At 62.7% G+C, this 22,582-nt stretch carries 19 protein-coding genes, 1 tRNA gene and 5 pseudogenes; 18 read left to right on the top strand and 7 right to left on the bottom strand.

Annotated features, from left to right (window positions below; all coding sequences use genetic code 11):
• The first annotated feature begins 28 nt into the window (after positions 1-28).
• The 14 genes and pseudogenes from acuI to CUR85_RS15365 all read left to right on the top strand — a co-directional run bounded on the left by acuI (position 29) and on the right by CUR85_RS15365 (position 13,296).
• Complete coding sequence (gene acuI / locus CUR85_RS15425) at positions 29-1,015, top strand: acryloyl-CoA reductase (RefSeq protein WP_067266691.1); 987 nt, start codon at positions 29-31, stop codon at positions 1,013-1,015.
• 66 nt (positions 1,016-1,081) lie between these two features.
• Positions 1,082-1,507 carry an HIT family protein gene (locus tag CUR85_RS15420; RefSeq protein ID WP_067266693.1) on the top strand — a complete coding sequence of 142 codons (426 nt, stop codon included), beginning with the start codon at positions 1,082-1,084 and terminating at the stop codon, positions 1,505-1,507.
• A gap of 157 nt (positions 1,508-1,664) precedes the next feature.
• Positions 1,665-3,319: pseudogene (locus tag CUR85_RS15415) on the top strand (BCCT family transporter).
• A 98-nt stretch (positions 3,320-3,417) separates the two neighbouring features.
• Positions 3,418-4,641, top strand: coding sequence for an aminotransferase class V-fold PLP-dependent enzyme (locus tag CUR85_RS15410; RefSeq protein WP_067266710.1), 1,224 nt, complete (start codon positions 3,418-3,420; stop codon positions 4,639-4,641).
• Positions 4,642-4,702: 61 nt separating this feature from the next.
• Positions 4,703-6,122: pseudogene (locus tag CUR85_RS15405) on the top strand (cryptochrome/photolyase family protein).
• Positions 6,123-6,181: 59 nt separating this feature from the next.
• Positions 6,182-7,393, top strand: a complete 1,212-nt coding sequence (locus CUR85_RS15400) for an SAM-dependent methyltransferase (RefSeq protein ID WP_067266698.1) — start codon at positions 6,182-6,184, stop codon at positions 7,391-7,393.
• Between the two features lie 36 nt (positions 7,394-7,429).
• On the top strand, positions 7,430-7,870 hold the full coding sequence (locus tag CUR85_RS15395; protein WP_067266699.1) for a TrgA family protein: 441 nt from the start codon (positions 7,430-7,432) through the stop codon (positions 7,868-7,870).
• Between the two features lie 5 nt (positions 7,871-7,875).
• The gene (locus tag CUR85_RS15390) at positions 7,876-8,886 is read left to right on the top strand and encodes an NUDIX domain-containing protein (RefSeq protein ID WP_343245462.1); all 1,011 of its coding nucleotides are present in this window, start codon (positions 7,876-7,878) and stop codon (positions 8,884-8,886) included.
• Positions 8,868-9,008 (top strand): hypothetical protein, encoded by a 141-nt coding sequence (locus CUR85_RS20350; protein WP_343245461.1) that lies wholly within the window; start codon positions 8,868-8,870, stop codon positions 9,006-9,008. The genes CUR85_RS15390 and CUR85_RS20350 overlap by 19 nt, the downstream gene beginning before the upstream one ends.
• A 13-nt stretch (positions 9,009-9,021) precedes the next feature.
• Entirely contained in the window at positions 9,022-10,056 is a 1,035-nt protein-coding gene (locus tag CUR85_RS15385) for a cysteine synthase A (RefSeq protein WP_067266701.1), read from the top strand.
• Positions 10,053-10,280, top strand: a complete 228-nt coding sequence (locus CUR85_RS15380) for a hypothetical protein (RefSeq protein ID WP_280322812.1) — start codon at positions 10,053-10,055, stop codon at positions 10,278-10,280. Before CUR85_RS15385 ends, CUR85_RS15380 begins: the two co-directional genes overlap by 4 nt.
• A 109-nt stretch (positions 10,281-10,389) precedes the next feature.
• Positions 10,390-12,417: a DUF3772 domain-containing protein gene (locus CUR85_RS15375; protein ID WP_280322811.1), complete on the top strand. Its 2,028-nt coding sequence runs from the start codon at positions 10,390-10,392 to the stop codon at positions 12,415-12,417.
• Positions 12,414-13,135: pseudogene (locus CUR85_RS15370) on the top strand (alanyl-tRNA editing protein). The gene CUR85_RS15375 and the pseudogene CUR85_RS15370 overlap by 4 nt, the downstream one beginning before the upstream one ends.
• Positions 13,136-13,206: 71 nt before the next feature.
• A tRNA-Ser gene (locus CUR85_RS15365) sits at positions 13,207-13,296 on the top strand.
• A gap of 113 nt (positions 13,297-13,409) precedes the next feature.
• Here CUR85_RS15365 and CUR85_RS15360 read toward each other — a convergent pair.
• The 6 genes and pseudogenes from CUR85_RS15360 to mepK all read right to left on the bottom strand — a co-directional run bounded on the left by CUR85_RS15360 (position 13,410) and on the right by mepK (position 17,187).
• Positions 13,410-13,700: a hypothetical protein gene (locus tag CUR85_RS15360; RefSeq protein WP_067266706.1), complete on the bottom strand. Its 291-nt coding sequence runs from the start codon at positions 13,698-13,700 to the stop codon at positions 13,410-13,412.
• Between the two features lie 436 nt (positions 13,701-14,136).
• Positions 14,137-14,733 (bottom strand): L,D-transpeptidase, encoded by a 597-nt coding sequence (locus CUR85_RS15355; RefSeq protein WP_067267373.1) that lies wholly within the window; start codon positions 14,731-14,733, stop codon positions 14,137-14,139.
• Between the two features lie 111 nt (positions 14,734-14,844).
• The gene (locus tag CUR85_RS15350) at positions 14,845-15,570 is read right to left on the bottom strand and encodes a hypothetical protein (RefSeq protein WP_280322810.1); all 726 of its coding nucleotides are present in this window, start codon (positions 15,568-15,570) and stop codon (positions 14,845-14,847) included.
• A gap of 20 nt (positions 15,571-15,590) precedes the next feature.
• Positions 15,591-16,334, bottom strand: a pseudogene (locus CUR85_RS15345) (FAD/NAD(P)-binding protein); the annotation flags it as partial.
• A 26-nt stretch (positions 16,335-16,360) separates the two neighbouring features.
• Positions 16,361-16,477 (bottom strand): annotated as a pseudogene (locus CUR85_RS20575) (hypothetical protein); the annotation flags it as partial.
• A 140-nt stretch (positions 16,478-16,617) separates the two neighbouring features.
• The gene (mepK, locus tag CUR85_RS15340) at positions 16,618-17,187 is read right to left on the bottom strand and encodes a peptidoglycan L,D-endopeptidase MepK (RefSeq protein ID WP_067267369.1); all 570 of its coding nucleotides are present in this window, start codon (positions 17,185-17,187) and stop codon (positions 16,618-16,620) included.
• A 331-nt stretch (positions 17,188-17,518) separates the two neighbouring features.
• On the opposite strand from mepK, the gene CUR85_RS15335 reads away from it, so the two are divergent.
• From CUR85_RS15335 to CUR85_RS15320, 4 genes are read left to right on the top strand one after another with little or no spacing between them, the layout of a single operon-like run.
• Positions 17,519-19,135 carry a L,D-transpeptidase family protein gene (locus CUR85_RS15335; RefSeq protein WP_082852127.1) on the top strand — a complete coding sequence of 539 codons (1,617 nt, stop codon included), beginning with the start codon at positions 17,519-17,521 and terminating at the stop codon, positions 19,133-19,135.
• A gap of 34 nt (positions 19,136-19,169) precedes the next feature.
• A complete protein-coding gene (gene lpxD / locus CUR85_RS15330) occupies positions 19,170-20,261 on the top strand; it encodes a UDP-3-O-(3-hydroxymyristoyl)glucosamine N-acyltransferase (protein ID WP_067267367.1) in 1,092 nt (363 codons plus the stop codon).
• 32 nt (positions 20,262-20,293) lie between these two features.
• Positions 20,294-20,551, top strand: a complete 258-nt coding sequence (locus CUR85_RS15325; protein WP_067267365.1) for an acyl carrier protein — start codon at positions 20,294-20,296, stop codon at positions 20,549-20,551.
• 3 nt (positions 20,552-20,554) lie between these two features.
• A complete protein-coding gene (locus CUR85_RS15320) occupies positions 20,555-21,763 on the top strand; it encodes a beta-ketoacyl-[acyl-carrier-protein] synthase family protein (RefSeq protein ID WP_067267363.1) in 1,209 nt (402 codons plus the stop codon).
• A 69-nt stretch (positions 21,764-21,832) separates the two neighbouring features.
• On the opposite strand, the gene CUR85_RS15315 is transcribed toward CUR85_RS15320, so the two are convergent.
• Complete coding sequence (locus CUR85_RS15315) at positions 21,833-22,483, bottom strand: invasion associated locus B family protein (protein WP_067267361.1); 651 nt, start codon at positions 22,481-22,483, stop codon at positions 21,833-21,835.
• Positions 22,484-22,582 lie beyond the last annotated feature (99 nt).

The raw sequence follows: 22,582 nt of genomic DNA, 5'->3' as shown, positions 1-22,582 counted from the left end.
CGATTGAAACCTGAAAAGGAGATGAAAGATGAGCTTCAATGCGCTGATTGTAAACAAGGATGACGAAGGCAAGACCCAGGCCGAGGTCACCCAGATCACCGAAGACCAACTGCCCGAGGCCGAGGTGACGGTCGCGGTCGAATATTCCACCGTGAACTACAAAGACGGCCTATGCATCGGGCCGGGTGGTGGCTTGGTCCGCAACTATCCGCATGTGCCGGGCATTGATTTCGCCGGCACGGTCGAGACCTCGAATGACGACCGTTACAAGCCCGGCGACAAGGTGGTGTTGACCGGTTGGCGCGTCGGCGAGGCGCATTGGGGCGGCTATGCGCAAAAGGCGCGGGTCAAGGCCGATTGGCTGGTGCCGCTGCCCGAAGGGCTGAACACGCGGCAAGCGATGGCCGTGGGCACGGCAGGTTTCACCGCGATGCTGGCCGTCATGGCGCTAGAGGATCACGGCATCAAGAAGGGCCCGGTTCTGGTCACGGGTGCTGCGGGGGGCGTGGGCTCCGTCGCCACGGCGATCCTTGCCAACCTCGGCTATGAGGTGGCGGCGGTCACCGGGCGGCCCGAGACCGAAGATTACCTCAAGAGCCTTGGAGCGGCCCGGATCGTCGCGCGGGACGAGATCAACGAGACGGTCAAACGCCCCCTTGAGGGCGAGACATGGGGCGGATGCGTCGATGCCGTGGGCGGCGCGATGCTGGCCCGCGTGCTGGGTCAGATGGAATATGGGGCGAGCGTGGCGGCCGTGGGCCTTGCGGGCGGTGCGGCCCTGCCTGCCACGGTGATCCCGTTCCTGCTGCGCGGCGTGAACCTCTTGGGCATCGACAGCGTCATGCAGCCCTATGACAACCGTCTGCGCGCCTGGGAGCGGGTGGCCAAAGACCTGCCAATTGACAAGCTTGAGACGATGGTCCAACCCGCTGGGCTCAGCGACCTGCCGCAACTGGGGGCGGACATCCTGAAAGGGCAGGTCAAGGGCCGGGTGGTCGTCGACGTAAACGCTTGATATTGCCTCGGCGCGGGGCGGTGTGGTTAATGGTCCGCGCCGCCCGACCGCCAGAAGGAGAGCATGATGGCCAGCTACGACGACGACAATATCTTTGCCAAAATTCTGCGCAAAGAGATCCCCAGCTTTAAGGTCTATGAGGACGACAAGACCTATTGCTTCATGGACATCATGCCCCGCGCCGAAGGGCATTGTCTGGTGATCCCCAAGTCCCCCTGCCGCAACATGCTCGACGCGAGCCCCGCACAATTGGCGGATTGTCTTGCGACGGTTCAGAAAGTCGCCAACGCCTGCCTGCGCGCCTTTGGCGCCGATGGCATCACGGTGCAGCAGTTTAACGAGGCCGCAGGCGGGCAAGAGGTCTTTCACCTCCACTACCACATCCTGCCGCGGCATGAGGGCGATAAGCTGCGTCCGCCCGGTGTCCAAGGCGACATGGACCGGATTCGCGAACAGGCCGATGCGATTGCAGCCGCGCTCGGGACAGGGTAGTCCCCCAAACTTACGTCGCAGCAGATACCGAAAAGGTCGTTTTAGCCAAGTTTCCAAGGGGGCTTGGCCGCAATGGCTTGCCCAATGGCCGCAGGCCTCTATCCTGTTGCGCACGGATGAGAAAAACAGAAGGCCGCGTTTTGCGCGGTAATCTGTCATCAAAGAGGGAACAGATAATGAGCGATACCAATTCGCACGGCATCCCGAGCCTGAGGGCAAGGCGGATGTGATCGATACCGATTATGAGATCGGTCAGGACAATATCGAACGGCAGATCGGGCCGTTCGGGCTGGATATTCACAACCCGGTCTTTCTAATCTCGGGGATCGCGGTCGTGGTCTTCGTGTTCTACACCATCGCATTGCCGGAACAGGCCGCCGCGATCTTCTCGGCCATGTTCAACTTTACCACCAAGAACTTCGACTGGTTCCTGATCGGCTCTGCCGACCTGGTGGTGATCTTTGCACTTTTGCTGATCGTCACGCCCTTTGGCAGTGTCCGCCTTGGCGGCAATGAAGCGGTCGCGGATTATACCTATCTGGGCTGGTTTGCGATGCTTTTCGCGGCGGGCATGGGCATTGGCCTGATGTTCTACGGCGTCTCCGAGCCTTTGACCCATTTCTCGACCTCCATGGGCGAGATCACGACAGAAAACGGTTTGCGCACCGACTGGGCCCCTTGGGTGCCGCCACGGGTGACGAGGCCGGTTCGCTGCGCCTTGGCATGGCGGCGACGATCTATCACTGGGGTCTGCACCCTTGGGCGATCTATGCCATCGTCGCGCTGGCGCTGGCGTTGTTCACCTATAACAAAGGTCTGCCGCTGACGATCCGCTCGGCCTTTTACCCGGTTCTGGGCGAACGTGTTTGGGGCTGGCCCGGGCATATCATCGACACCATCGCGGTTTTCGCCACGCTCTTTGGTCTGGCGACGTCGCTCGGTCTGGGGGCCACGCAGGCGAACGCGGGTCTGAACGAATTATTCGGCATCCCAACCGGCACCACCTCCGAGATCGTGCTGATTTCCCTGATCACCGCCGTGGCGCTGGTCTCGGTTCTGCGCGGCCTTGATGGCGGTGTGAAGGTGCTGAGTGAGATCAACATGGGGCTGGCCGCCTTGCTGGCGCTGTTCACGCTCTTTGTCGGACCGACGATCTTCCTGCTGTCCTTCTTCTGGGAATCGCTGGTGGCCTATATCGAATATCTGCCCGCGCTGGCGAACCCGTTTGGCCGTGAAGACGTGAACTTCTCCCAGGGCTGGACGGCCTTCTACTGGGCATGGTGGATCAGCTGGTCACCCTTCGTCGGCATGTTCATCGCCCGCGTCAGCCGGGGCCGCACCGTGCGGGAATTCGTGATCTGCGTGCTGCTGATCCCCTCGCTGGTCTGTGTGCTCTGGATGTCGATCTTTGGCGGCACCGCGATCCATCAGGTGTTGAACGACGGCTACACCGCGGCGCAAGATGCGGGTCTGCCGTTGCAGCTGTTCAAAATGCTCGACGCGCTGCCGCTGGCTTCGATCACCTCCTTCATCGGCATCGTGCTGGTGGTGGTGTTCTTCGTCACCTCGTCCGACTCCGGGTCGCTTGTGATCGACACGATCACCGCAGGCGGCAAGGTCGACGCGCCGGTGCCGCAGCGGGTGTTCTGGTGCATCTTTGAGGGTGCCGTGGCCATCGCGCTGTTGATCGGCGGCGGTTTGGCGGCGCTGCAATCCATGGTGATCTCCACCGGGTTGCTGTTCACGCTGCTGCTGCTCTTCATGTGCTTCTGCATCTTCCGTGGCCTGCAGGACGAGCGTAGAATTCGTTAACCTGCACAGCCTTTGCAACACGGATGACGGCGGCCCTTCGGGGGCGCCGTTTTCTTTGGGCGCTTGACCTTGGCCGCGCTGCGGTCAACCTTCGCGCCATGCATATTGATTCCGAATGGGTCCGCGCCCAATTTCCCGCCTTCGCCGAGCCGAGCCTTCAAGGGCAGGCTTTCTTTGAGAACGCCGGTGGGTCTTACACCTGCCGCCAAGTGATCGACCGGCTGCATCGCTTCTACTCCCAGCGAAAGGTGCAGCCCTACGGCGCCTATGAGGCCAGCCGCCTTGGTGGGGAGGAGATGGACGAAGCCCGCACCCGCATGGCCGCGATCCTTGGCGTGACGCCGGAGGAGCTGAGCTTTGGCCCCTCGACCACGCAGAACACCTATGTGTTGGCGCAGGCTTTCGGCCAGATGATGCAGCCCGGTGAGGCGATCGTCGTGACCAATCAGGACCATGAGGCCAATACCGGCCCGTGGCGGCGGCTGGCCGAGCGGGGGATCGAGATCCGTGAATGGCAGATCGACCCTGAAACCGGGCATCTCGATCCGGCAAAGCTCGAAGACCTCTTGGACGAGAATGTCCGGCTGGTCTGCTTCCCGCATTGCTCAAATGTGGTGGGCGAGATCAACCCGGTGACCGAGATCACGGCGCTGGCCCATGCGGCCGGTGCTTTCGTCTGCGTCGATGGCGTCTCTTATGCGCCGCATGGATTTGCCGATCTCGGGGTGCTGGGGCCGGATATCTACCTCTTTTCCGCTTACAAGACCTTCGGGCCGCATCAGGGTGTCATGGTCATCCGCCGGGCGCTGGCCGAACTGCTGCCGAACCAAGCGCATCACTTCAATGGAGACGTGCTTTACAAGCGTTTCACCCCCGCCGGGCCGGATCACGCGCAGATCGCAGCCAGCGCGGGCATGGCGGATTATATCGACGCCTTCCACGCCCACCATATCGGCGGCACTGCCGGGGCCACGGCACGCGGTGTCGCTGTGCATGACGCAATGCGCGCCCATGAGACGGCTTTGCTGCAACCGCTGCTGGATGCCATGGCGGCGCGCAACTCGGTGCGAGTCATCGGCCCCACCGATGCGGCGACCCGAGCGCCCACGGTGGCCTTGGCGCTTGATCGACCGGGGGTCGAGATGGCGCAGGCATTGGCCGCACGCGGCATCATGGCAGGGGGTGGCACCTTCTACGCGGGCCGGGCGCTTGGTGCGATGGGGGTGGATGAGGCCAAAGGCGTGCTCCGCCTCAGCTTCACCCATTACACAACGCAGGATGAAATGGACAAACTGTTGAACGCGCTGGATGATCTGCTCTGATCCTTGACCCCGGCGCAGGGGCGCTATGTTTCGGGACAAGTGCAGGAGCAAGACCCCGAACGTGAGCGACAATTCCCCGATTATCATGTGGTTCCGCCGCGATCTGCGGCTGAGCGACCATCCCGCCCTGACGGCGGCCTGCCAGTCGGGCCGCCCGGTGATCCCGCTGTTCATCCACGACGCACAATCGGAAGCTTTGGGCGCGGCGCCAAAATTCCGCCTCGGGCTGGCCTTAGGCTGCCTTGGGGAGACTTTGGCCGAGAAGGGCAGCCGCCTGATCCTGCGCCGTGGCGATGCGCTTGAGGTGCTGCGCGAGGTAATCGAGGCCACCGGCGCGGGGCGGTCTATTGGAGCCGCCTTTACGATCCCGCCGCGATCGACCGCGACGCCAAGGTCAAAGAGGCGCTAAAGGACGATGGGGCCGAGGCCTGCAGTTTTGCCGGGCATCTGATGTTCGAGCCTTGGACGGTTGAGACCAAGACCGGCGCTTTTTACAAAGTCTTCACCCCCTATTGGAAGGCAGTCCGGGGCCGCGATGTGGCAACCCCCTTGGCCACCCCGAGCGACATCCCAGCCCCGCCAAACTGGCCCCAGAGCGCCGCGCTCGACGATTGGCAAATGGACGCCGAGATGCAGCGCGGTCGCGACGTAGTGCGCCCCTATGTCCGCTTGGGGGGGCCGCGGCTCAGGCCCGGCTTGGCTCATTCATGGCCCATATCGTCGAAGGCTATGACGAAAGCCGCGACATGCCGGGCGAAGACGGGACCTCGGCCCTGTCGGAAAACCTGTCATTAGGTGAGATCAGCCCGGCCCAGTGCTGGCACGCGGGCCAGCGGGCCATGCAGGAGGGCAAGCGCGGGGCTGAGACCTTCCTCAAGGAACTCGCATGGCGCGAGTTTGCTTATCACCTGATGTATCACACGCCGCGCATCCTTGACCAAAACTGGCGCGAGGAATGGCAGGCTTTCCCATGGAACGAGGACGAGCGCCGCGCCGAGGTGCTGGCGTGGAAACAGGGGCGCACCGGGGTGCCTTTCGTCGACGCGGCCATGCGCGAATTGCAGGTCACGGGGCGCATGCACAACCGGGGTCGCATGATCGTGGCGAGCTATCTGACCAAGCACCTGATGTGCCATTGGCGGATCGGGCAAAAGTGGTTCGAAGAACACTTGATCGACTGGGATCCGGCCAATAATGCGATGGGCTGGCAATGGGCCGCAGGATCCGGCCCCGATGCGACGCCGTTCTTTCGCATTTTCAACCCCGAGACCCAGCTTGATCGTTTCGACAAGGGGCGCGACTACACCCGCCGTTGGATCGCCGAGGGCCGCGCGAAACCGAGTGACGAGGCGCTGGCCTATTTCGCCGCGATCCCACGCCGCTGGGGCCGGAGCCCAGAGGATGATTACCCCGATCCGATCGTCGATCTGTCAGAAGGGCGGGAACGGGCGCTCGACGCCTACCGCAACCGCGACTTTTAACTTTTTGCGAAACAGCAGCCTGCGGTTACAGTAGGCCAGAACAAGAACGGAACCGAGGTATGAAGCTTACGACCACCGAGGGGCAGAAAGGTCTGCCCCGCTATTTCCCGCAGGTCTTCGCCATGGCGCAGGAGATGCAGCACGGGCGGGTGGACTTTATCCTGCCTGATGGCCGCGTGTTCCGCGCCGAAGGAGCCAAGCCCGGCCCGGTGGCGGAACTGCATATCCATAACGATGACCTTTTCGCACGGTTGATCCGCGAGGGCGATCTGGGCTTTTGCGACGCCTATCTAGATGAGTGGTGGTCGACGCCGGACCTGCAAGCCTTCATGGATTTGGTCCATGCGGGGAATGAGACGGTCTATGATGGTTTCCCCGGCCAAGGGCTGCTGCGTCAGTTCGAGAAGTTCCGCTTTTGGCTTCAGCGCAACAACCGCAAACAGGCCAAGCGCAACATCAGCTATCACTACGATCTCGGCAATGCGTTCTACAGCCTCTGGCTGGATGATACGATGACCTATTCCTCGGCCATTTTCGAGGGCGACGCCCAGCAATCGCTGGAGGCCGCGCAGCGGGCGAAATACAAATCCATGGTCGATCAGATGGGCGTGCAGCCCGGCGATCATGTCTTGGAAATCGGCTGCGGCTGGGGCGGTTTTGCGGAATATGCCGCAGCCGAACGCGGGCTGAAAGTGACCGCGCTGACCATCAGCCAAGAGCAGTTCAACTACGCGCAGGAGCGGATCGCCAAGGCGGGCCTCTCGGACCGCGTGACCTTCAAACTGCAAGACTACCGCGATGAGACCGAGAGCTATGACGGCATCGCCAGCATCGAGATGTTCGAGGCGGTGGGCGAGAAATACTGGCCGGTCTACTTCGATACGCTGCACCAACGTCTGAAACCGGGCCGCGCCGCGACCTTGCAAATCATCACCGTCGCCGACCGCCGTTGGGAGGTCTACAAACGCGGAGTGGATTTCATCCAAAAATACATCTTCCCCGGCGGCATGTTGCCCAGCCCCACGATCCTGCGGGGGCAGGTCGAGCGGGCAGGGCTGGTGGTCGACCGGTCGATCGAATTTGGCAAAAGCTATGACATCACCCTGCGCCGTTGGCATGAGACCTTTAACGAGAAATGGGATCAGATCACCACGCTTGGCTTTGACGAACGCTTTCGCCGGATGTGGAATTTTTACCTCACTTCCTGTGCCGCGACATTTGACAGTGGCAATTGCGACGTGACGCAGATTACGGTACGGCGACCTGTGTGACCGCCCCTGCGGTCCGCCCCCGCAAGGAGCCGAAAAATGCCGACTGGTGCGCGACTTATGGCGGCGATCTCACTCGCCGTGCTGGCCTTTGTCCTGTCGGGCATGGTGGTGCCACTGATGCCGGAAAGCACGGATTTCGGGTATTTCCTGCCGCTTAACGTGGTGCTTGGCCTCATCGTGGGCTGGCGCGTGATGGGCCGGCGCGCGGGCCGGGGCATCGTGGCTGCGATCAACAACGGTTTTGCCGGGGTCTTCGTGCTGATGCTCTGGGCGATCTTCTTGCAGGCGGCGAATGAAATGGTTCGGCTGGCGTTGCGCAACCGCTATGACGATCCCTTCGAGGCCATCGTCGCCGTCTTCCAGATCGGCGCGGAATTCGGTCTGATGATCGCCACCGTGCCCATCGGCGTGGCGCTTGTCGTCGGGGGCATGATTGCAGGGCTTTTGACCGAATTTGCTTATAACCGTTGGCCCTGATCCCCATGCGACATCTCTTTATCTACGGCACCCTGCGGCATCTGCCGCTGTTGGAAATCGTGCTTGGCCGCTCCGCCAAGGCGATTGACCTCAGCCCCGCCAATCTGCCCGGCTACCAAGTCTCTGCCGCCGCCGAAGGCCCGTTTCCCACGATTGAGACGCGCGATGGCGCGCAGGCCGAGGGCTTGCTGGTGCGGGGCCTGAGCGCGGATGATTTCGCGCGGCTCGACTTCTATGAAGGCGCGTTCGACTATGATTTGGTCCCGGTGACACTTGCAGACGGGCAGGGGGCCGAGGTCTATCTCCCCCAGCCCGGGCGCTGGACCGCGCAGGGGCCATGGTCCTTGCCTGAATGGGAGCGTGATTGGGCCGCGCTTTCCTGCCACGCCGCGCGCGAAGTGATGAGCTATATGGGCAAGCGCCCGCGGGCCGAGGTCGATGCGATGTTTCCGATGATCCGCCGCCGGGCCCATCAGCAGGTGCTGGCGACACAGGGCATGCATGATCCGCTGGCGCTCGATGGCAAGGTCGAGGTGACCGACCGCCGCCGCGTTTACGCGAACTTCTTCGCCCTTGATGAAATCTCGCTGCGGCATGAGACCTTTGACGGCAGCATGTCGGCGCAGATTGACCGCGCGGTTTTTGTCAGCGCGGATGCAGCTTTGGTGCTGCCCTATGACCCGCTGCGCGACCGCGTGCTGCTGGTCGAGCAAATCCGCATGGGCCCGCTGGCGCGCGGCGATCATACCCGCTGGCAGTTGGAGCCCATCGCGGGCCATATCGACCCCGGCGAGACACCGCAGGCCGCCGCGCGGCGCGAGGCGCGTGAGGAGGCGGGGATCACCTTGGGCGCCTTGGAACCGGTCGGAAACGTCTATGCCTCCCCGGGAATGCGACGGAATTCTTTCACATTTTCGTGGGATTGGCGGATTTGCCGGATCATATCATCGGCACCGGCGGTTTGGCTGCGGAGGGCGAGGATATCCGGTCGCATCTTATGTCATTCGATGATCTGATGGCCTTGGCCGATGCGCAGGCGCTGGCCAATGCGCCATTGGTGGCAAGCGCCTATTGGCTTGCCCGCCACCGCGAACGCTTGAGGTCCGAAGGCGCGACAGCTAAACCGGACGGAACATGAACTGGGGGCAAACATGCAGGTTGCTAAAGATCTGGCCGAGGCCATTGGAAACACACCGCTGATCCGGCTGCGCGGCGCGAGCGAAGAGACCGGCTGCGAAATCTTGGGCAAGGCGGAGTTCATGAACCCCGGCCAATCGGTCAAGGACCGCGCGGCGCTGTTCATCATCCGCGACGCCATCGCACGGGGTGAGTTGAAGCCCGGCGGCACCATTGTTGAGGGCACCGCGGGCAACACCGGCATCGGGCTTGCGCTGGTGGGCGCGTCGATGGGGTTCAAGACCGTCATCGTCATCCCTGAGACCCAGTCGCAGGAAAAGAAAGACATGCTTCGGCTGGCCGGTGCGGAATTGGTGCAGGTGCCCGCCGCACCCTACAAGAACCCCAATAACTTCGTCCGCTATTCCGAGCGTTTGGCCAAGGAATTGGCCAAGACCACGCCCGAGGGGGTGATTTGGGCCAACCAGTTCGACAATACCGCCAACCGGCAAGCCCATATCGAAACCACTGGCCCCGAGATTTGGGAACAGACCGGCGGCGAGGTCGATGGCTTTTGCTGCGCGGTCGGTTCGGGCGGCACGCTCGTCGGCGTGGCCATGGCGCTGCAACCCAAGGGCGTGAAGATCGCACTGGCCGATCCCGATGGCGCGGCGCTGCACAGCTACTATACCGAAGGCGAGTTGAAATCCGAAGGCAGTTCCATCGCCGAGGGCATCGGTCAGGGGCGGATCACCGCGAACCTCGAAGGGTTCAAGCCCGACTATTCCTACAACATCTCAGACGAAGAGGCGCTGCCGGTCGTCTTTGACCTGCTGGAGAATGAGGGGCTCTGCCTTGGTGCCTCCTCGGGCGTCAACGTCGCCGGGGCCATGCGTTTGGCGAAAGAGATGGGGCCGGGCCATACCATCGTGACCGTGCTGTGCGACTTCGGCACGCGCTATCAATCCAAACTCTTCAACCCGGAGTTCCTGCGCGAGAAGGGGCTGCCGACGCCCGCTTGGCTTGATGCCGCGCCGCAATCCATCCCAGGTGTTTTCGAGGATACATGACCCAAATGCTCCGCTTCGCCCTTGGCCTTACCGCGTTGCTGGTCTGGCTGACCGGCGCTGCTGTCGCACAGGAACCGGTTCTGCCGGATTTCGACCAATGGGAAACCGTCGCCTCTTCGGCTGAAGAGGCGGTGGACGCCCCGATACCACCGAAACCATGCTGGAGGTGCAGCGCGCCCGGCTGGTGGATTACCGTGCCGAGTTCGACGCGGCGCGCAACCTGAATGCCGCGCGGATCAGCGCGCTGCGCGAACAATTGGCCGCGCTCGGAACCCCGCCCGAGGGCGAGGGGCCGAGCCGGAATCCCCCGAAGTCGCCGCCAACCGTGAAGAGTTGAACCGACAGCTCAACACCCTGCTGACGCCGGTTCAGCGGGCCGAAGCGGCATATCTGCGCGCCGATGCGCTGATCGGGCAGATCGACGTGGCCCTGCGCGAACGCCAGACCGAGCAGTTGATGGAGGTGGTGCCCACGCCGCTCAACCCCGTCCATTGGCGCACCGCGATAGACGATCTGGCGACAGCGGCGGGCGAGATCGCCGCCGAAGCGCCTGACGATGCCGACACGGCGCGACGCAGCCTGCGTTCCTCTCTCCCTGCGGTTCTGGCTCTCACCATTCTGGGCTTGGTGCTGATCTTCCGTGGCCATCATTGGTCGACCGCGATTGTGGGTCGGCTTCAGCAATTCGGCGCGCGCGGCTTTGGCATCTGGCGCTTTGTCGTGTCTCTTTTGCGGATCATCCTGCCCACGGTGGGTCTGGTCTTACTGGCCATGGCCGTCTTGGCGACCGATTGGCTCGGCCCGCGCGGCTCAACCCTTGTGCAGCTGATCCCGGTGATCGGCGGCGCGATGCTGGGTGTTCGCTGGGTCGCCGAACGGGTGTTCTCTCGCGATGAGGACGAGGCGCTGATCCTGCTGCCCGCGGCTGAGCGCAAAGCGGTTCGTTTCTACGTCAGCATTATCACCGTCACCGTCATCATTGGCGCCATCATCACCGCCATTTTCGACGGCCAGCAACCGGCAGAAACCACCGAGGCCGTGCTGCGCCTGCCGGTAATGCTGCTGAGCGCCTTTGCCCTGTTCCGCATCGGGAAAATTCTGCGCGGTTATAGCGATCCGGTGACAGAAGATGTCTCCGCCGCCGAAGAGCCGCGGACCTCGACGCTGAACCGCGTCGTGCGCGGGCTGGGCTTGGGCGCGATGATCGTGGCCGTGGTGGCGCCCCTCTTGCTGATCAGCGGCTATTACAACGCCGCCGTTTCGCTGCTGCCGCCCTATGTCACCACGCTGGTGCTTCTGGGGCTGGTGATGACGCTGCAACGCTTCTTGGCCGATGTTTACGGTGCCATGACCGGGCAAGGGGTGCAGGCACGCGACGCGCTGATGCCCGTCTTCTTTGGCCTGATCCTGCTGCTGCTGTCGCTGCCTGTGATGGCGCTGGCATGGGGCGCGCGGGTCACCGACCTAACTGAGCTTTGGGCGCTGTTCAGCCGGGGCTTCGCCTTTGGCGAGACGCGGATCCGTCCCACGGATTTCCTCTCCTTCGCGGTGATCTTCGTGATCGGCTATGCCGTCACCCGACTGATCCAAGGGGCGCTGCGCAGCAACGTCCTGCCCAAGACGCGGATGGACATCGGCGGGCAGAACGCCATCGTCTCGGGGATCGGCTATGTGGGGATTTTCCTCGCCGCGCTGCTCGCCATCACCGGGGCGGGGATCGACCTTTCTGCGCTGGCCTATGTTGCCGGGGCACTTTCGGTCGGTATCGGTTTCGGCCTGCAAAACGTGGTGTCGAACTTCGTCTCGGGCATCATCCTGTTGATCGAACGCCCGATCTCCGAAGGGGATTGGATCGAGGTGGGCGGCCAGATGGGCTATGTGCGCGACATCTCGGTGCGTTCCACAAGGATCGAAACCTTCGACCGCACCGATGTGATCGTGCCCAATGCCGACCTGATCAGCGGCACGGTCACCAACTACACCCGCGGCAATACCGTGGGCCGCCTTATCGTGCCCGTGGGCGTGGCTTACGGCACCGACACCAAACGGATCGAAGGCATCCTGCAAGAGATCGCCGAGGCGCAGCCCATCGTGCTGACCAACCCGCCGCCCGCGGTCCTGTTCTTGAACTTCGGGGCCGATGCGCTGGAGTTCGAGGTGCGCTGTTACCTGCGGGACGTGAATTGGATGATGAAGGTCAAGAACGACATCAACCACGCCATCGCCGCGCGTTTCAAAGAGGAAGGGATCGAAATTCCCTTTGCCCAACGCGACCTATGGCTGCGCAACCCTGAGACCTTGCAGCACGCGACCAGTGCCAGCGTCCAAGACGGCAGCGACAAGGCGGAGCCGCAGGCATGACGAGCGAGCTCTACCGGACCGAGACCTATCTGCGCGATGCCCCGGCCCGCGTGGCGGCCCATACGCCCGAAGGGGGGGTGATCTTGGACAATTCCCTGTTCTACCCCACGGGCGGCGGGCAGCCGGGCGACAGCGGATGGCTGACCTGGGACAAGCAAGAGCTCACCATCGCGACCACGGTGCGCGACCGCGACAGCGGCGGCATCGCGCTGGTCCCGGCAGAGCCGCGTCCCTTGCCGCCGGTGGGGCTTTCGTGAAACAGGAACTCGACTGGGACCGTCGCCATAAACATATGCGCGTGCATACGGCGCTGCATCTTTTGTCCGTCGTCATTCCACATCCGGTTACGGGCGGACAGATTTCGGCCACCCATGGGCGGCTCGATTTTAACATGCCCGATGCGCCGCAGGCCCGAGAGGAACTGGAGGAGGCATTAAATCACTTCGTCTCCCTCGACGCGCGGGTGAGCGAGGACTGGATCACCGAGGCCGAATTGGACGCCGCGCCCGAACTGGTCAAAACCATGTCGGTCGCCCCGCCCCGCGGACGAGGGGACATTCGCCTGATCCGCATCGGAGAGGCGCAAGACCCCATTGATCTACAGCCCTGCGGCGGCACCCATGTCGCGCGCACCGGCGAGATCGGCGGGCTTCGCCTTGGAAAGATTGAGAAAAAGGGCCGTTTGAACCGCCGGGTCTATGTTCATCTGGGCGGTTAGATAAATTTATCCTCTCTGGGGGAATTCGCTCTTGCAACTCACTGCCCCCCCAAGCTAAACCCCGCCTCAACGGAGCGGTGGCCGAGTGGTCGAAGGCGCACGCCTGGAAAGTGTGTAGGCGGGAGACCGTCTCCAGGGTTCGAATCCCTGTCGCTCCGCCATTTTCCCTTTTTTCCAGAAAGAAGTTGTTGCCCATCGGGCCATGCGGCTCCGCCTGCAAGAAAAAAGCCCGGCACCTTTCGGGCCGGGCTCTCTCGGGTCTACCTATGACAGTTTAGCGGGAGTCGTTGCCCGCGCCGTAACCACCATAGGCGAAACCTTCGCCCAAGCTGCTCACGGGGCCGCTGGTCGAGAAGGTGGCGACCGGCGCACTCTCGTCCGAGAATGTTTCCAACCGCAGGTCAGCGGCGCGCTCATTAGGGCGGGTTTCACCGGCATCCGCGGCATGGACGACATCAGCCGTTAGGGACGTGTCCAAGCGCAGGTCTTCGTAGCGTGTCGACTGGCCTGCGAAGCTCGCGGTGGCGATCAGAGTGGCGGCGGCGGTTGCGATAAAGAGTTTCATTGTTCTAGTCCTTTCAGGTTTGGGAAAGGGCGTCGGCTTTCTCGCTCTGGGGAGAGGCGGGGATGTCGGGAGGCCCGTTCGATGCAATGATATTAAGGCGCGGTGAGGGGCGGTTACAAAGCAACTCGGATCACGGCCCGGTGTCAGAACGAGACCCGGCGCGACTGGATCGTAACAAATTGACATATCCGCATAAGATACTGTTTTTAATAAGTTATCACCATGCCGCGGAACGGGACTTATGACATTGGCCGGCCCCGCGAAGAGCGTTCAAGACCTGTTACACAGTCGTCGCAGAAACGTGTGTGCCGCCACCGCACCCAAACCTCTTTGGCCCGTGTGAAATGTTTCAATCCTACAGGTCGACAGAGAGGCACAAAAAAGCCCGAAGCGGATATTCTCCGCTCCGGGCTGCTTGATGTGGCCGAAAGAAAACTCAGCCGATGGGTTCGTAAAGCACCACGCGGGTGTTCATTGGCACGCGGTCATAAAGCTCGGCCATCTGATCGTTCACCAAACGGGCACAGCCGTTCGAGACGCGTTTGCCCAATGTGCTGGGGTCATTGGTGCCATGGATGCGCAGGAAGGTATCGCCGCGCTCCTCGGTGAAGAGATAGAGGGCACGCGACCCCAGCGGATTGTCCAAACCGCCTTCCATACCATCGGCGTATTTCTTGTATTTCTCCGGTTCGCGGTCAATCATACCCGGTGTCGGGGTCCAGCTCGGCCATTCCTTCTTGGCACCAACGTAGAACTCACCGGATTCATAAAGACCGGGGCGGCCCACGCCCACGGTATAGCGCCACGCCATATTGTCGGGCAGTGTCCAGTAGAGCGCGAAATTGTCGGGATCGACGTGGATTTCATAGGGCGGCGCGCCCGCCGCGATTGGCACTTTGCGCGGCATCATCTCTGGCGGCACGTCATAGCTCGGCATTTCCTTGGGCGGATGCGCCAATGCGGGCGTGGCAAGGCCACCGCCGAATGCGGCACCGCTGGCGGCTACACCGGTGATGAAATGTCGTCTCTTCATTGCGTCGTTCCCCTATTCTTCAATCTCGTGTTGAAAGGGAAACCGTTTCAGCGCCTTGCCGTTCCATCGCGCGAGCCGGATCACAAACTGTTGTAGCCAAGCGGCAGCGCGTCAAACCGACAGCCTGTCGATCACGCACTGCGCCCAACGGCCGGCGGATTGGCCAAAGCAATCGTGCAGGGAATCCACCGCCGTCACACTGCCGAGCGCCAGCCGCCCCAACAGGCAAAGGCCGGGCACGGGGCGTCCGTCAGGGGCGCGCAGCGTCCCGTCAGGCGCGGTCGCGGCGGCCAGATCGGATGACAGCTGGGAGAGCAAACCTTGGGAGATGAGATCGGGCAGGGGCGGTGCTGCGATGCTCGAGAGGTTCGGCGCAGGCAGCACCGCATCGACGATGACCGACACCTCCGCCGCGTGCCCCTCCGCCTGCAATGTCCAGCCTTGCGCGCTGTTCGTGATCTCTGGATTGGTGGCGAAGGACAGGTCGACCAGCCCCGCGTCGATCAGCGCCAAAAGCTCCCGGGCGGAGGCGAGGGGCGGGCCGTAGGAATATCGTTTCAGCCCCTCATCGAAGTCTATCAGCCGCTTGGCTGTCTGGGGCGACGCGTCGCGGGGATTGAATGCCGCACGCCATGTGTCTTGCCATTTGCGCCAGACTTGGCCAAGCGTGTAGCCAATACTCGGCGCGACCTCTCCGGCGGCCAGTTCTATCCCGTGACGCAGCGCCTTCATTGGAGGCAACTGGTCCTGCGCGCCGGGGTCTGACCATTCGACGTTAAGCCAGTCCGCGATTTCCGTCACCCGCACATTCTGAGGTGCAAGGATACGCGCGACCACGGGGAGGAGGGCGTCAGAGATCAACGAAGGCGCCGCCTCGGGTCCCGCATCGACCGCAGCGATGGCCGCTTCTGAGAAGCCCGTGGTCTCTTCCGATGTGGGATCGAACAGCGCGTCGAAGCCGGCAGCCTGTGGCTTGGGGAAGGGGGTTGCCCGTTGAGCGAGAAGGGCAGAATGCGGCAGGGCTCCCGGCCCGAGGCATGATAACCCGCCGCGTCGAAGCGCCCGCCCTGTCCCATGGTCAGACCGCGCAACACATCATAGGTCGACAGCCCCAAGCCCCGGACCGCGACGTGCTTGCCCTGCCATGCCGCCGCCCGCGCGCGCAGATCCGCCGCTGGATAGGCCTGCGCGACTTCTGCCTCGCGCCGCGCTGCGTGCTCTTGCCAATCGGCCCATTGCGCGTCCGGCTCGACAGGGGGCTGCCCGAGGGTGAGGAGCACTTCGTCATATGGCGCCTCCGCCCCGCTTTCCGATTGCACACGCCAACCCGCCCCCTCGGGCGAGATGCGGTCCACAGCGGCGGGGATCACCCTGCAAGTCACGCCCGTTTTCGTAAAACCCCGGGCAAAAAGATCCTCCCGCCGCGCCATGAGGTAGCGGCCCATTTCGGCGCGAGAGGGGAAACTGTCGGGATCTACGGCGCGGTCTTGCCACTCCGCGAAATGCCCGACCAGCGACCCCTTTGGCGGGCGGATCGCGATATCGCGGTTAGGGATGTTAAGCAGACAATAGGCAGGCTCGGAGGGGGCGAAGTTCGGACCCGCGCCGGGATGGGGCCGGGTTCATAAATGTCGATCTGTATCCGCCCTTCGGTCCCCGTAAGCCGTTGCGACAGAGCCTCCAACGCGCCAAGGCCGCGCGGCCCGAAACCGATCACCGCAATGCGCGCCGTCTTTATCTGCATTTCTCTCCCCGGCATGTGTTTGGCGCGACCGTAGAGCCGTACCACGGCCAGCGAAAGCCCACCGGCGACAATATCGCGCAACAAAAAAGGCACCCGAAGGCGCCCTTAACAATTGACTCATCCCGTCCGAGAGGCTGCGATCAGCCGCCCCAGCTGCGCACTGTGCCGCAGTCCATATGGGTGAAGTTGGAGCCGGAGTAGCGCCCGACGCCGCCACCGCGACAAGCCATCGCCGCGCGGGCCACCTGATGCACCGAGCGCGAGGCGAGGCGCAGGTCAGCGGCCTGACCTTTGAGGTGCAGCGAATTCTTGGCCACACCGCTGGAACGGGAGCGCAGCATCGCGTTGGTTTTCGGGCTGCGGTAGCCGGAGAGGAGCATATAGGGCTCGTTCACATCCAGCAGATTATGCGACGCGGCCATGATATCGATGGTGCGCAGGTCCATGTTGATGACATCGTCGGTCCGCCAGTCGCGCATGAAGTGGTTGATCTCGGCAAAGGCGTCTTTGATATAGTGACCTTCGATCCAATAGATCATGTCCAACCGCTCACCGGTGCGGCCCGAATACATGCGGATGCGGCGAATGTCGCCTGCGCCCCGCAGAAAGCCTGCCGCGTTCGAGAAGGTGGGAGCTGCTGCAACGGTGGTTGCTGCGAATGCGCCGAGAAGGGCGCGCCGGGTCATCCCCGAGGAGCTTTTGCCTGTCATGTGTCTCTGTCCCGTCGTCTGCCTAAGTTACCCAAGATGTTACATGGGCCATTCATCTCATCCCCAGATGCAACATTGTTATTGCATAGCGGGAAAACCTGACCAAGGGCTGAATCGGAATGGTTCCCGAGTGGTTCAAATTTAGGCAAGTTTTTGCGCAATGCGGTTAAAAAACTCAATGTTTGCAGGGGCAACCGATGCGCAATCCGCACAGGCCATCACGCGTTTTTCCTGCGAACGGAAATTTGAATGGACTTGCGCGTAGTATTATTGGCAAACCGGGCAGGCAATAGGGTCGCGCGGCGGCAATGGTATATTCACGGGGTACGACATGGGATTCAGCGCGACTTTTTCACGGCAACTGTCCAAATTTATCGCAGGGTTTGCCCTGTTGATTTCGGCCCTGGTCCTTGCCGCGCCTGCCACGGCGCAGGTCACCGCCTTCAAACAAGCCGTCGCCGAAGCTGCTGCCCAAGACGATGACATCGCCGCCTTCTACCGTGAGAACGATTATACCGCCATCTGGACAGGGGCAGCCGAAGAACACCGCGCGCGCCGGTCGGAACTGATGCGGGCGATCACCACGGCGGATGATCATGGCCTGCCGGTCACCCGTTACAACCCCGATGCAGTGTTGGAGATGCTGCGCACGGCCGAGACCCCGCGTGATCGCGGATTCGCCGAGGTGGAGTTGAGCCGCGTGTTCCTGCGCTATGCCCGCGACGTGCAGACCGGTGTGCTGATCCCCAAACGGATCATCAGCCAGATCGTGCGCGAAATCCCCTACCGTGACCGGAAGACCTATCTGCAAGACCTGCCCGAATCCACGCCCGCCGCTTATTTCCGCGCCCTGCCGCCGCGCAGCCTTGAGTATAATGCGCTGCTGAAAGAGAAGATCGCGATGGAAAAGCTGCTGTCGCAGGGCGGCTGGGGCCCCTCGGTGCCTGCGGGCAAGCTTGAGCCGGGCGATACCGGGAATGACGTCATTGCCCTGCGCAACCGTCTGATCGCCATGGGCTTTCTGGAGCGGTCCAATGCCGTGGGCTATGACGCCAGCCTGACCGAAGCCGTGCGCCAGTTCCAAGAGGCCCACGGGCTGAACACCGATGGCGTTGCCGGTCCGGCCACGATGAAACAGATCAACATTGGCGTTGAGCAGCGGCTGCAATCGGTCATGGTCGCACTTGAGCGTGAGCGTTGGTTCAACACCGACCGCGGCAAACGTCATATCCTTGTGAACATCCCCGATTTCTCGGCCAAGATCATCGACGATGGCAAGATCACCTTCCAGACCCGCTCGGTGGTAGGGGCCGCGCGCGAGGACCGCCCGACGCCCGAATTCTCGGACGTGATGGAGCATATGGTGGTCAATCCCAGCTGGTATGTGCCGCGGTCGATCGTCACTGGGGAATACCTGCCGCAGCTCAAGCGCAACCCCTATGCGGTCAACCATATCGAGATTACCGACAGCCGGGGCCGCAAGGTGAACCGCGGCGCGGTGAACTTTAACCGCTACACCGCGCGGACCTTCCCCTTCTCCATGCGCCAACCGCCCAGCAAGACCAATGCCTTGGGTCTGGTGAAGTTCATGTTCCCCAACAAATACAACATCTACCTGCATGACACCCCGGCCAAGAGCCTGTTTGCCCGCGACGTGCGTGCCTTCAGCCATGGTTGCGTGCGTCTGGCCGAGCCCTTTGAATTCGCCTATGCGCTGCTGGCCCCGCAATCGGCAGACCCGGAAGGTGAGTTTCAGGCCATTCTGCGCAGCGGGCGCGAGACGCGCGTCGTTCTCGAAGAGCAGGTGCCGGTGCATCTGATCTACCGCACCGCCGTGACCAATGCGCGCGGCCATACCGAATACCGCGATGACGTATATGGCCGGGATGCGCTGATCTGGAACGCGCTCTCCAAGGCGGGGGTGGCCTTGCGCGGCGTTCAGGGGTAACTCTCGGGCGCGCAACAAGTAAGGGCCGCCCGAAATGACCTATAGTGTTCAGCAAATCGCCAAAGCCGTCGGCGCCAGCGCCGAGGGCGACATCGAACTCAAGGTAAGCGGCGTCGCGGAACCCGCCAGCGCCAAATCGGGCGAAATGGCGCTGGCGATGGACCCGCGCTATGCCAGCAGCCTTTCCGATGGCGCCGCCGAAGTGGCGATGCTTTGGGAAGGGGCTGACTGGCGCGCTCTGGGCCTCAAGGCCGCGATCTTGCCCAACCGTCCGCGCTATGCGCTTTCCGGCGTGACGCGGATGCTCGACAAGGGGCAGGGGTTCAAGCCGGGCATTCACCCCACCGCCGCGATCGACCCCGAGGCCGTGCTGGGCGAAGGCGTCTCGGTCGGCCCCTTGGCGGTGATCTCTGCCGGGGCGCGGATCGGCGCGGGCAGCGTCATCGGGCCGCTGTGTTTTGTTGGCGTGGATGCGACATTGGGTGACGGCTGTTTTCTGCGCGAACATGTCAGCATCGGCGCGCGGGTCACCATTGGATCGGGTTTCATCGCGCAGTCGGGCGTGCGCTTGGGCGGCGACGGTTTCTCTTTCGTGACGGCCGAGCTGTCCACCGTGGAAAGCGCGCGGCAAACGCTCGGCGATCAGGGCGATGCCGCCCCGCAGCCTTGGACCCGTATCCATTCGCTTGGCGCTGTGACCATCGGCGCGGATGTCGAAATGGGCATGGGTTCCACCATCGACAACGGCACCATCCGCGACACGCAGGTCGGCGACGGCACCAAAATCGACAACCTCGTGCATATCGGCCACAACGCGGTGATCGGCAAAAACTGCCTGCTCTGCGGGCAGGCGGGCGTTGGCGGCTCGACCCGCGTGGGCGACAATGTGGTGCTCGGCGGGCAGGTCGGTCTGGCCGACAATATCACCATTGGCGACCGGGTGATCGCGGGCGGGGGGACCATTGTGCTCTCCAACGTGCCCGAGGGACGCACCATGTTGGGCTACCCCGCCACCCAAATGAGCAAGCAGACCGAAATCTACAAAGCGCTGCGCCGTTTGCCCAAGCTGCTGCGCGATGTCGCGGCCCTGCAAAAGGTGGTTTCCAAAGCCGACAAGGCTGACTAAACCTGCCGCGGACATATGTTGGGGGACGCCGCATGAACACTCAGGATCAGGTCATTACCATCCTCGCCGAACAGGCCATGATCGAGCCGGAGGATGTCACGCTCGACAGTACGCTCGAAGACCTCGGGATCGACAGCATGGGGGTTGTGGAATGCATCTTTGCGATTGAAGAGACATTCGACATCAACGTGCCTTTCAACGCCAACAGCCCCAGCGAAAGCGATTTCGACATCTCGACCGTGCGCAGCGTCGTCGCCGGGGTCGAACGGCTGCAAGCCGAACAGAGCTGATCGATGCGGCGCGTTGTCATCACCGGCGCGGGCACGATCAACGCTTTGGGCCTGTCGGTGCCCGAGACGCTGGCGGCCATGCGCGAGGGCAAATGCGGCATCGGTCCGCTGGAGTTCCGGGATGTGGAGCGGCTGGCCATCCGCATCGGCGGTCAGGTGCGCGGGTTCGAGGCCGAGGGCCGCTACAACCGCCAGCAAATCGCGCTCTATGATCGGTTCACGCAATTCACCCTCACCGCCGCGCGCGAAGCGATCGAACAATCGGGCCTGACCTTCACCGATGACTTGGCCGCCCGCGCAGGGGTGGTGCTGGGCACGGCGGGGGGCGGTGTCTCGACATGGGACGATAATTACCGCGCGGTCTACGAAGAGGGCAAAAACCGGGTGCATCCCTTCGTGGTGCCCAAGCTGATGAACAACGCCGCCGCCAGCCATGTCAGCATGGAATGGAACCTGCGCGGGCCGTCTTTCACCGTCTCCACCGCCTGTGCCTCGTCGAACCACGCCATGGCGCAGGCCTTCGCGATGGTTCGCTCAGGCATGAGCCCGGTGATGGTGACGGGCGGATCGGAATCCATGCTCTGCTTCGGCGGGGTGAAGGCTTGGGAAGGGCTGCGCGTGATGAGCCGCGATGCCTGCCGCCCCTTCTCAGCCAATCGCAACGGAATGGTGCAAGGCGAGGGCGCGGGTGTCTTTGTCTTTGAAGACTATGAACACGCGCGCGCGAGGGGAGCCGAGATCCTCTGCGAAGTCGCGGGGTTCGCTATGACCTCGGATGCCAGCGATATCGTCATGCCCTCCAAGGCGGGAGCCGCGCGGGCGATGCAGGGCGCACTGGCCGATGCGGGGATCAACCGCGAAGAGGTCGGCTATATCAACGCACATGGGACTGGAACGGCGGCGAATGACAAGACCGAATGCGCCGCCGTGGCGGATGTCTTTGGCACCCATGCGGACCGGTTGATGATCTCTTCCAGCAAATCGATGCATGGTCATATCATCGGCGGCACCGGCGCGGTCGAGCTTTTGGCCTGTATCATGGCGCTGCGCGACGGGGTGATCGCGCCGACCATTGGCTATGAGGAACCCGACCCGGAATGCGCGCTCGACGTCGTGCCCAATGAGGCGCGCGAAGCGCAGGTTGATGTGGCGCTCAGCAATGCTTTTGCCTTTGGTGGGATGAACGCCGTGCTGGCGCTGCGCCGCGCCTGAGCGACGCCCGGCCATAAAAAATGCCGCCCCCGAGGTCGGGCGCGGCATTCAAATCGGTAAAATCCAGTCTTACTGCTCGATCACCGAGACTTCGTCGTAGCTGGCAGTGAACCCGTCGAGCGAGAGGGTCAGTTTCACTTCCTGATCCGGGGCCAGAGCGGGCACGATGGTCAGCACCGCTTCCTTGCCGCGCTTGAAGGCGCCGATATCGGCATCGGTCAGACCCATGCGCACATAGCAGCCCACGGGGTTGCAGAAGGCATAGGGATAGCGGCGGGCCTTGCCACCGTCGACCGACAGGGTCAGCTGCGCGGGCAGGGCGGTCTCAAGCGGGACAACAACCGTGGCACCGGCCTTGGCCTGACCACCGCCGGGCAGACGGAAGAGCGAGACTTCGGCAACCGGCGCGCCTTCGCCATCGGCGAGGAGTTGGTACATCTGGCAGGGGTCGACCTCTTCCTCGGTCTTGATGCAGCGCATCTCCCAAGCACCGATTTCTTTCTTGGTGTAGGGCTTGCCCAGATCGGGGTCTTTGTCCGCATCTTCACCAAGGCTCAGCTGCTCTTCGATCTGCGAAGCATTGCCGCTGGTGCCGGGCTGGGGCTGCTGCTCTTCGGTCTGGGCGGTGTCTTCTTCCGTGGCGGTCTGGGCGAAAGCCGTCATTGGGGCCGTCAGTGCAAGCGCTGCACAAAGCGGCAGGGCGGTCATAAACTTGCTCATGTCATATCCACATTTGTTGCGTTACCGCCCCTTACCACGCCGCCCCGGGATTGTCAGTGGCCAGAGCCGCATTTCGATCAAGGTTCGGGCAATTTCATG

It is taken from the genome of Sulfitobacter faviae (genome assembly GCF_029870955.1).
GTDB classification, from domain to species: domain Bacteria; phylum Pseudomonadota; class Alphaproteobacteria; order Rhodobacterales; family Rhodobacteraceae; genus Sulfitobacter; species Sulfitobacter faviae.
This window is presented reverse-complemented; position numbering and strand designations above follow the sequence as displayed.

Bases quoted from the DNA above. Each gene is read 5' to 3' on its own strand.
- acuI (WP_067266691.1), top strand. From the start codon at position 29: ATGAGCTTCAATGCGCTGATTGTAAACAAGGATGACGAAGGCAAGACC.
- CUR85_RS15355 (WP_067267373.1), bottom strand. From the start codon at position 14,733: ATGAAGAGACGACATTTCATCACCGGTGTAGCCGCCAGCGGTGCCGCA.
- CUR85_RS15335 (WP_082852127.1), top strand. From the start codon at position 17,519: ATGGGATTCAGCGCGACTTTTTCACGGCAACTGTCCAAATTTATCGCA.
- CUR85_RS15320 (WP_067267363.1), top strand. From the start codon at position 20,555: ATGCGGCGCGTTGTCATCACCGGCGCGGGCACGATCAACGCTTTGGGC.
- CUR85_RS15360 (WP_067266706.1), bottom strand. From the start codon at position 13,700: ATGAAACTCTTTATCGCAACCGCCGCCGCCACTCTGATCGCCACCGCG.
- CUR85_RS15400 (WP_067266698.1), top strand. From the start codon at position 6,182: ATGAAGCTTACGACCACCGAGGGGCAGAAAGGTCTGCCCCGCTATTTC.
- CUR85_RS15390 (WP_343245462.1), top strand. From the start codon at position 7,876: ATGCGACATCTCTTTATCTACGGCACCCTGCGGCATCTGCCGCTGTTG.
- CUR85_RS15315 (WP_067267361.1), bottom strand. From the start codon at position 22,483: ATGAGCAAGTTTATGACCGCCCTGCCGCTTTGTGCAGCGCTTGCACTG.
- CUR85_RS15395 (WP_067266699.1), top strand. From the start codon at position 7,430: ATGCCGACTGGTGCGCGACTTATGGCGGCGATCTCACTCGCCGTGCTG.
- lpxD (WP_067267367.1), top strand. From the start codon at position 19,170: ATGACCTATAGTGTTCAGCAAATCGCCAAAGCCGTCGGCGCCAGCGCC.
- CUR85_RS15325 (WP_067267365.1), top strand. From the start codon at position 20,294: ATGAACACTCAGGATCAGGTCATTACCATCCTCGCCGAACAGGCCATG.
- CUR85_RS15410 (WP_067266710.1), top strand. From the start codon at position 3,418: ATGCATATTGATTCCGAATGGGTCCGCGCCCAATTTCCCGCCTTCGCC.
- CUR85_RS15385 (WP_067266701.1), top strand. From the start codon at position 9,022: ATGCAGGTTGCTAAAGATCTGGCCGAGGCCATTGGAAACACACCGCTG.
- CUR85_RS15380 (WP_280322812.1), top strand. From the start codon at position 10,053: ATGACCCAAATGCTCCGCTTCGCCCTTGGCCTTACCGCGTTGCTGGTC.
- CUR85_RS20350 (WP_343245461.1), top strand. From the start codon at position 8,868: ATGTCATTCGATGATCTGATGGCCTTGGCCGATGCGCAGGCGCTGGCC.
- mepK (WP_067267369.1), bottom strand. From the start codon at position 17,187: ATGACAGGCAAAAGCTCCTCGGGGATGACCCGGCGCGCCCTTCTCGGC.
- CUR85_RS15420 (WP_067266693.1), top strand. From the start codon at position 1,082: ATGGCCAGCTACGACGACGACAATATCTTTGCCAAAATTCTGCGCAAA.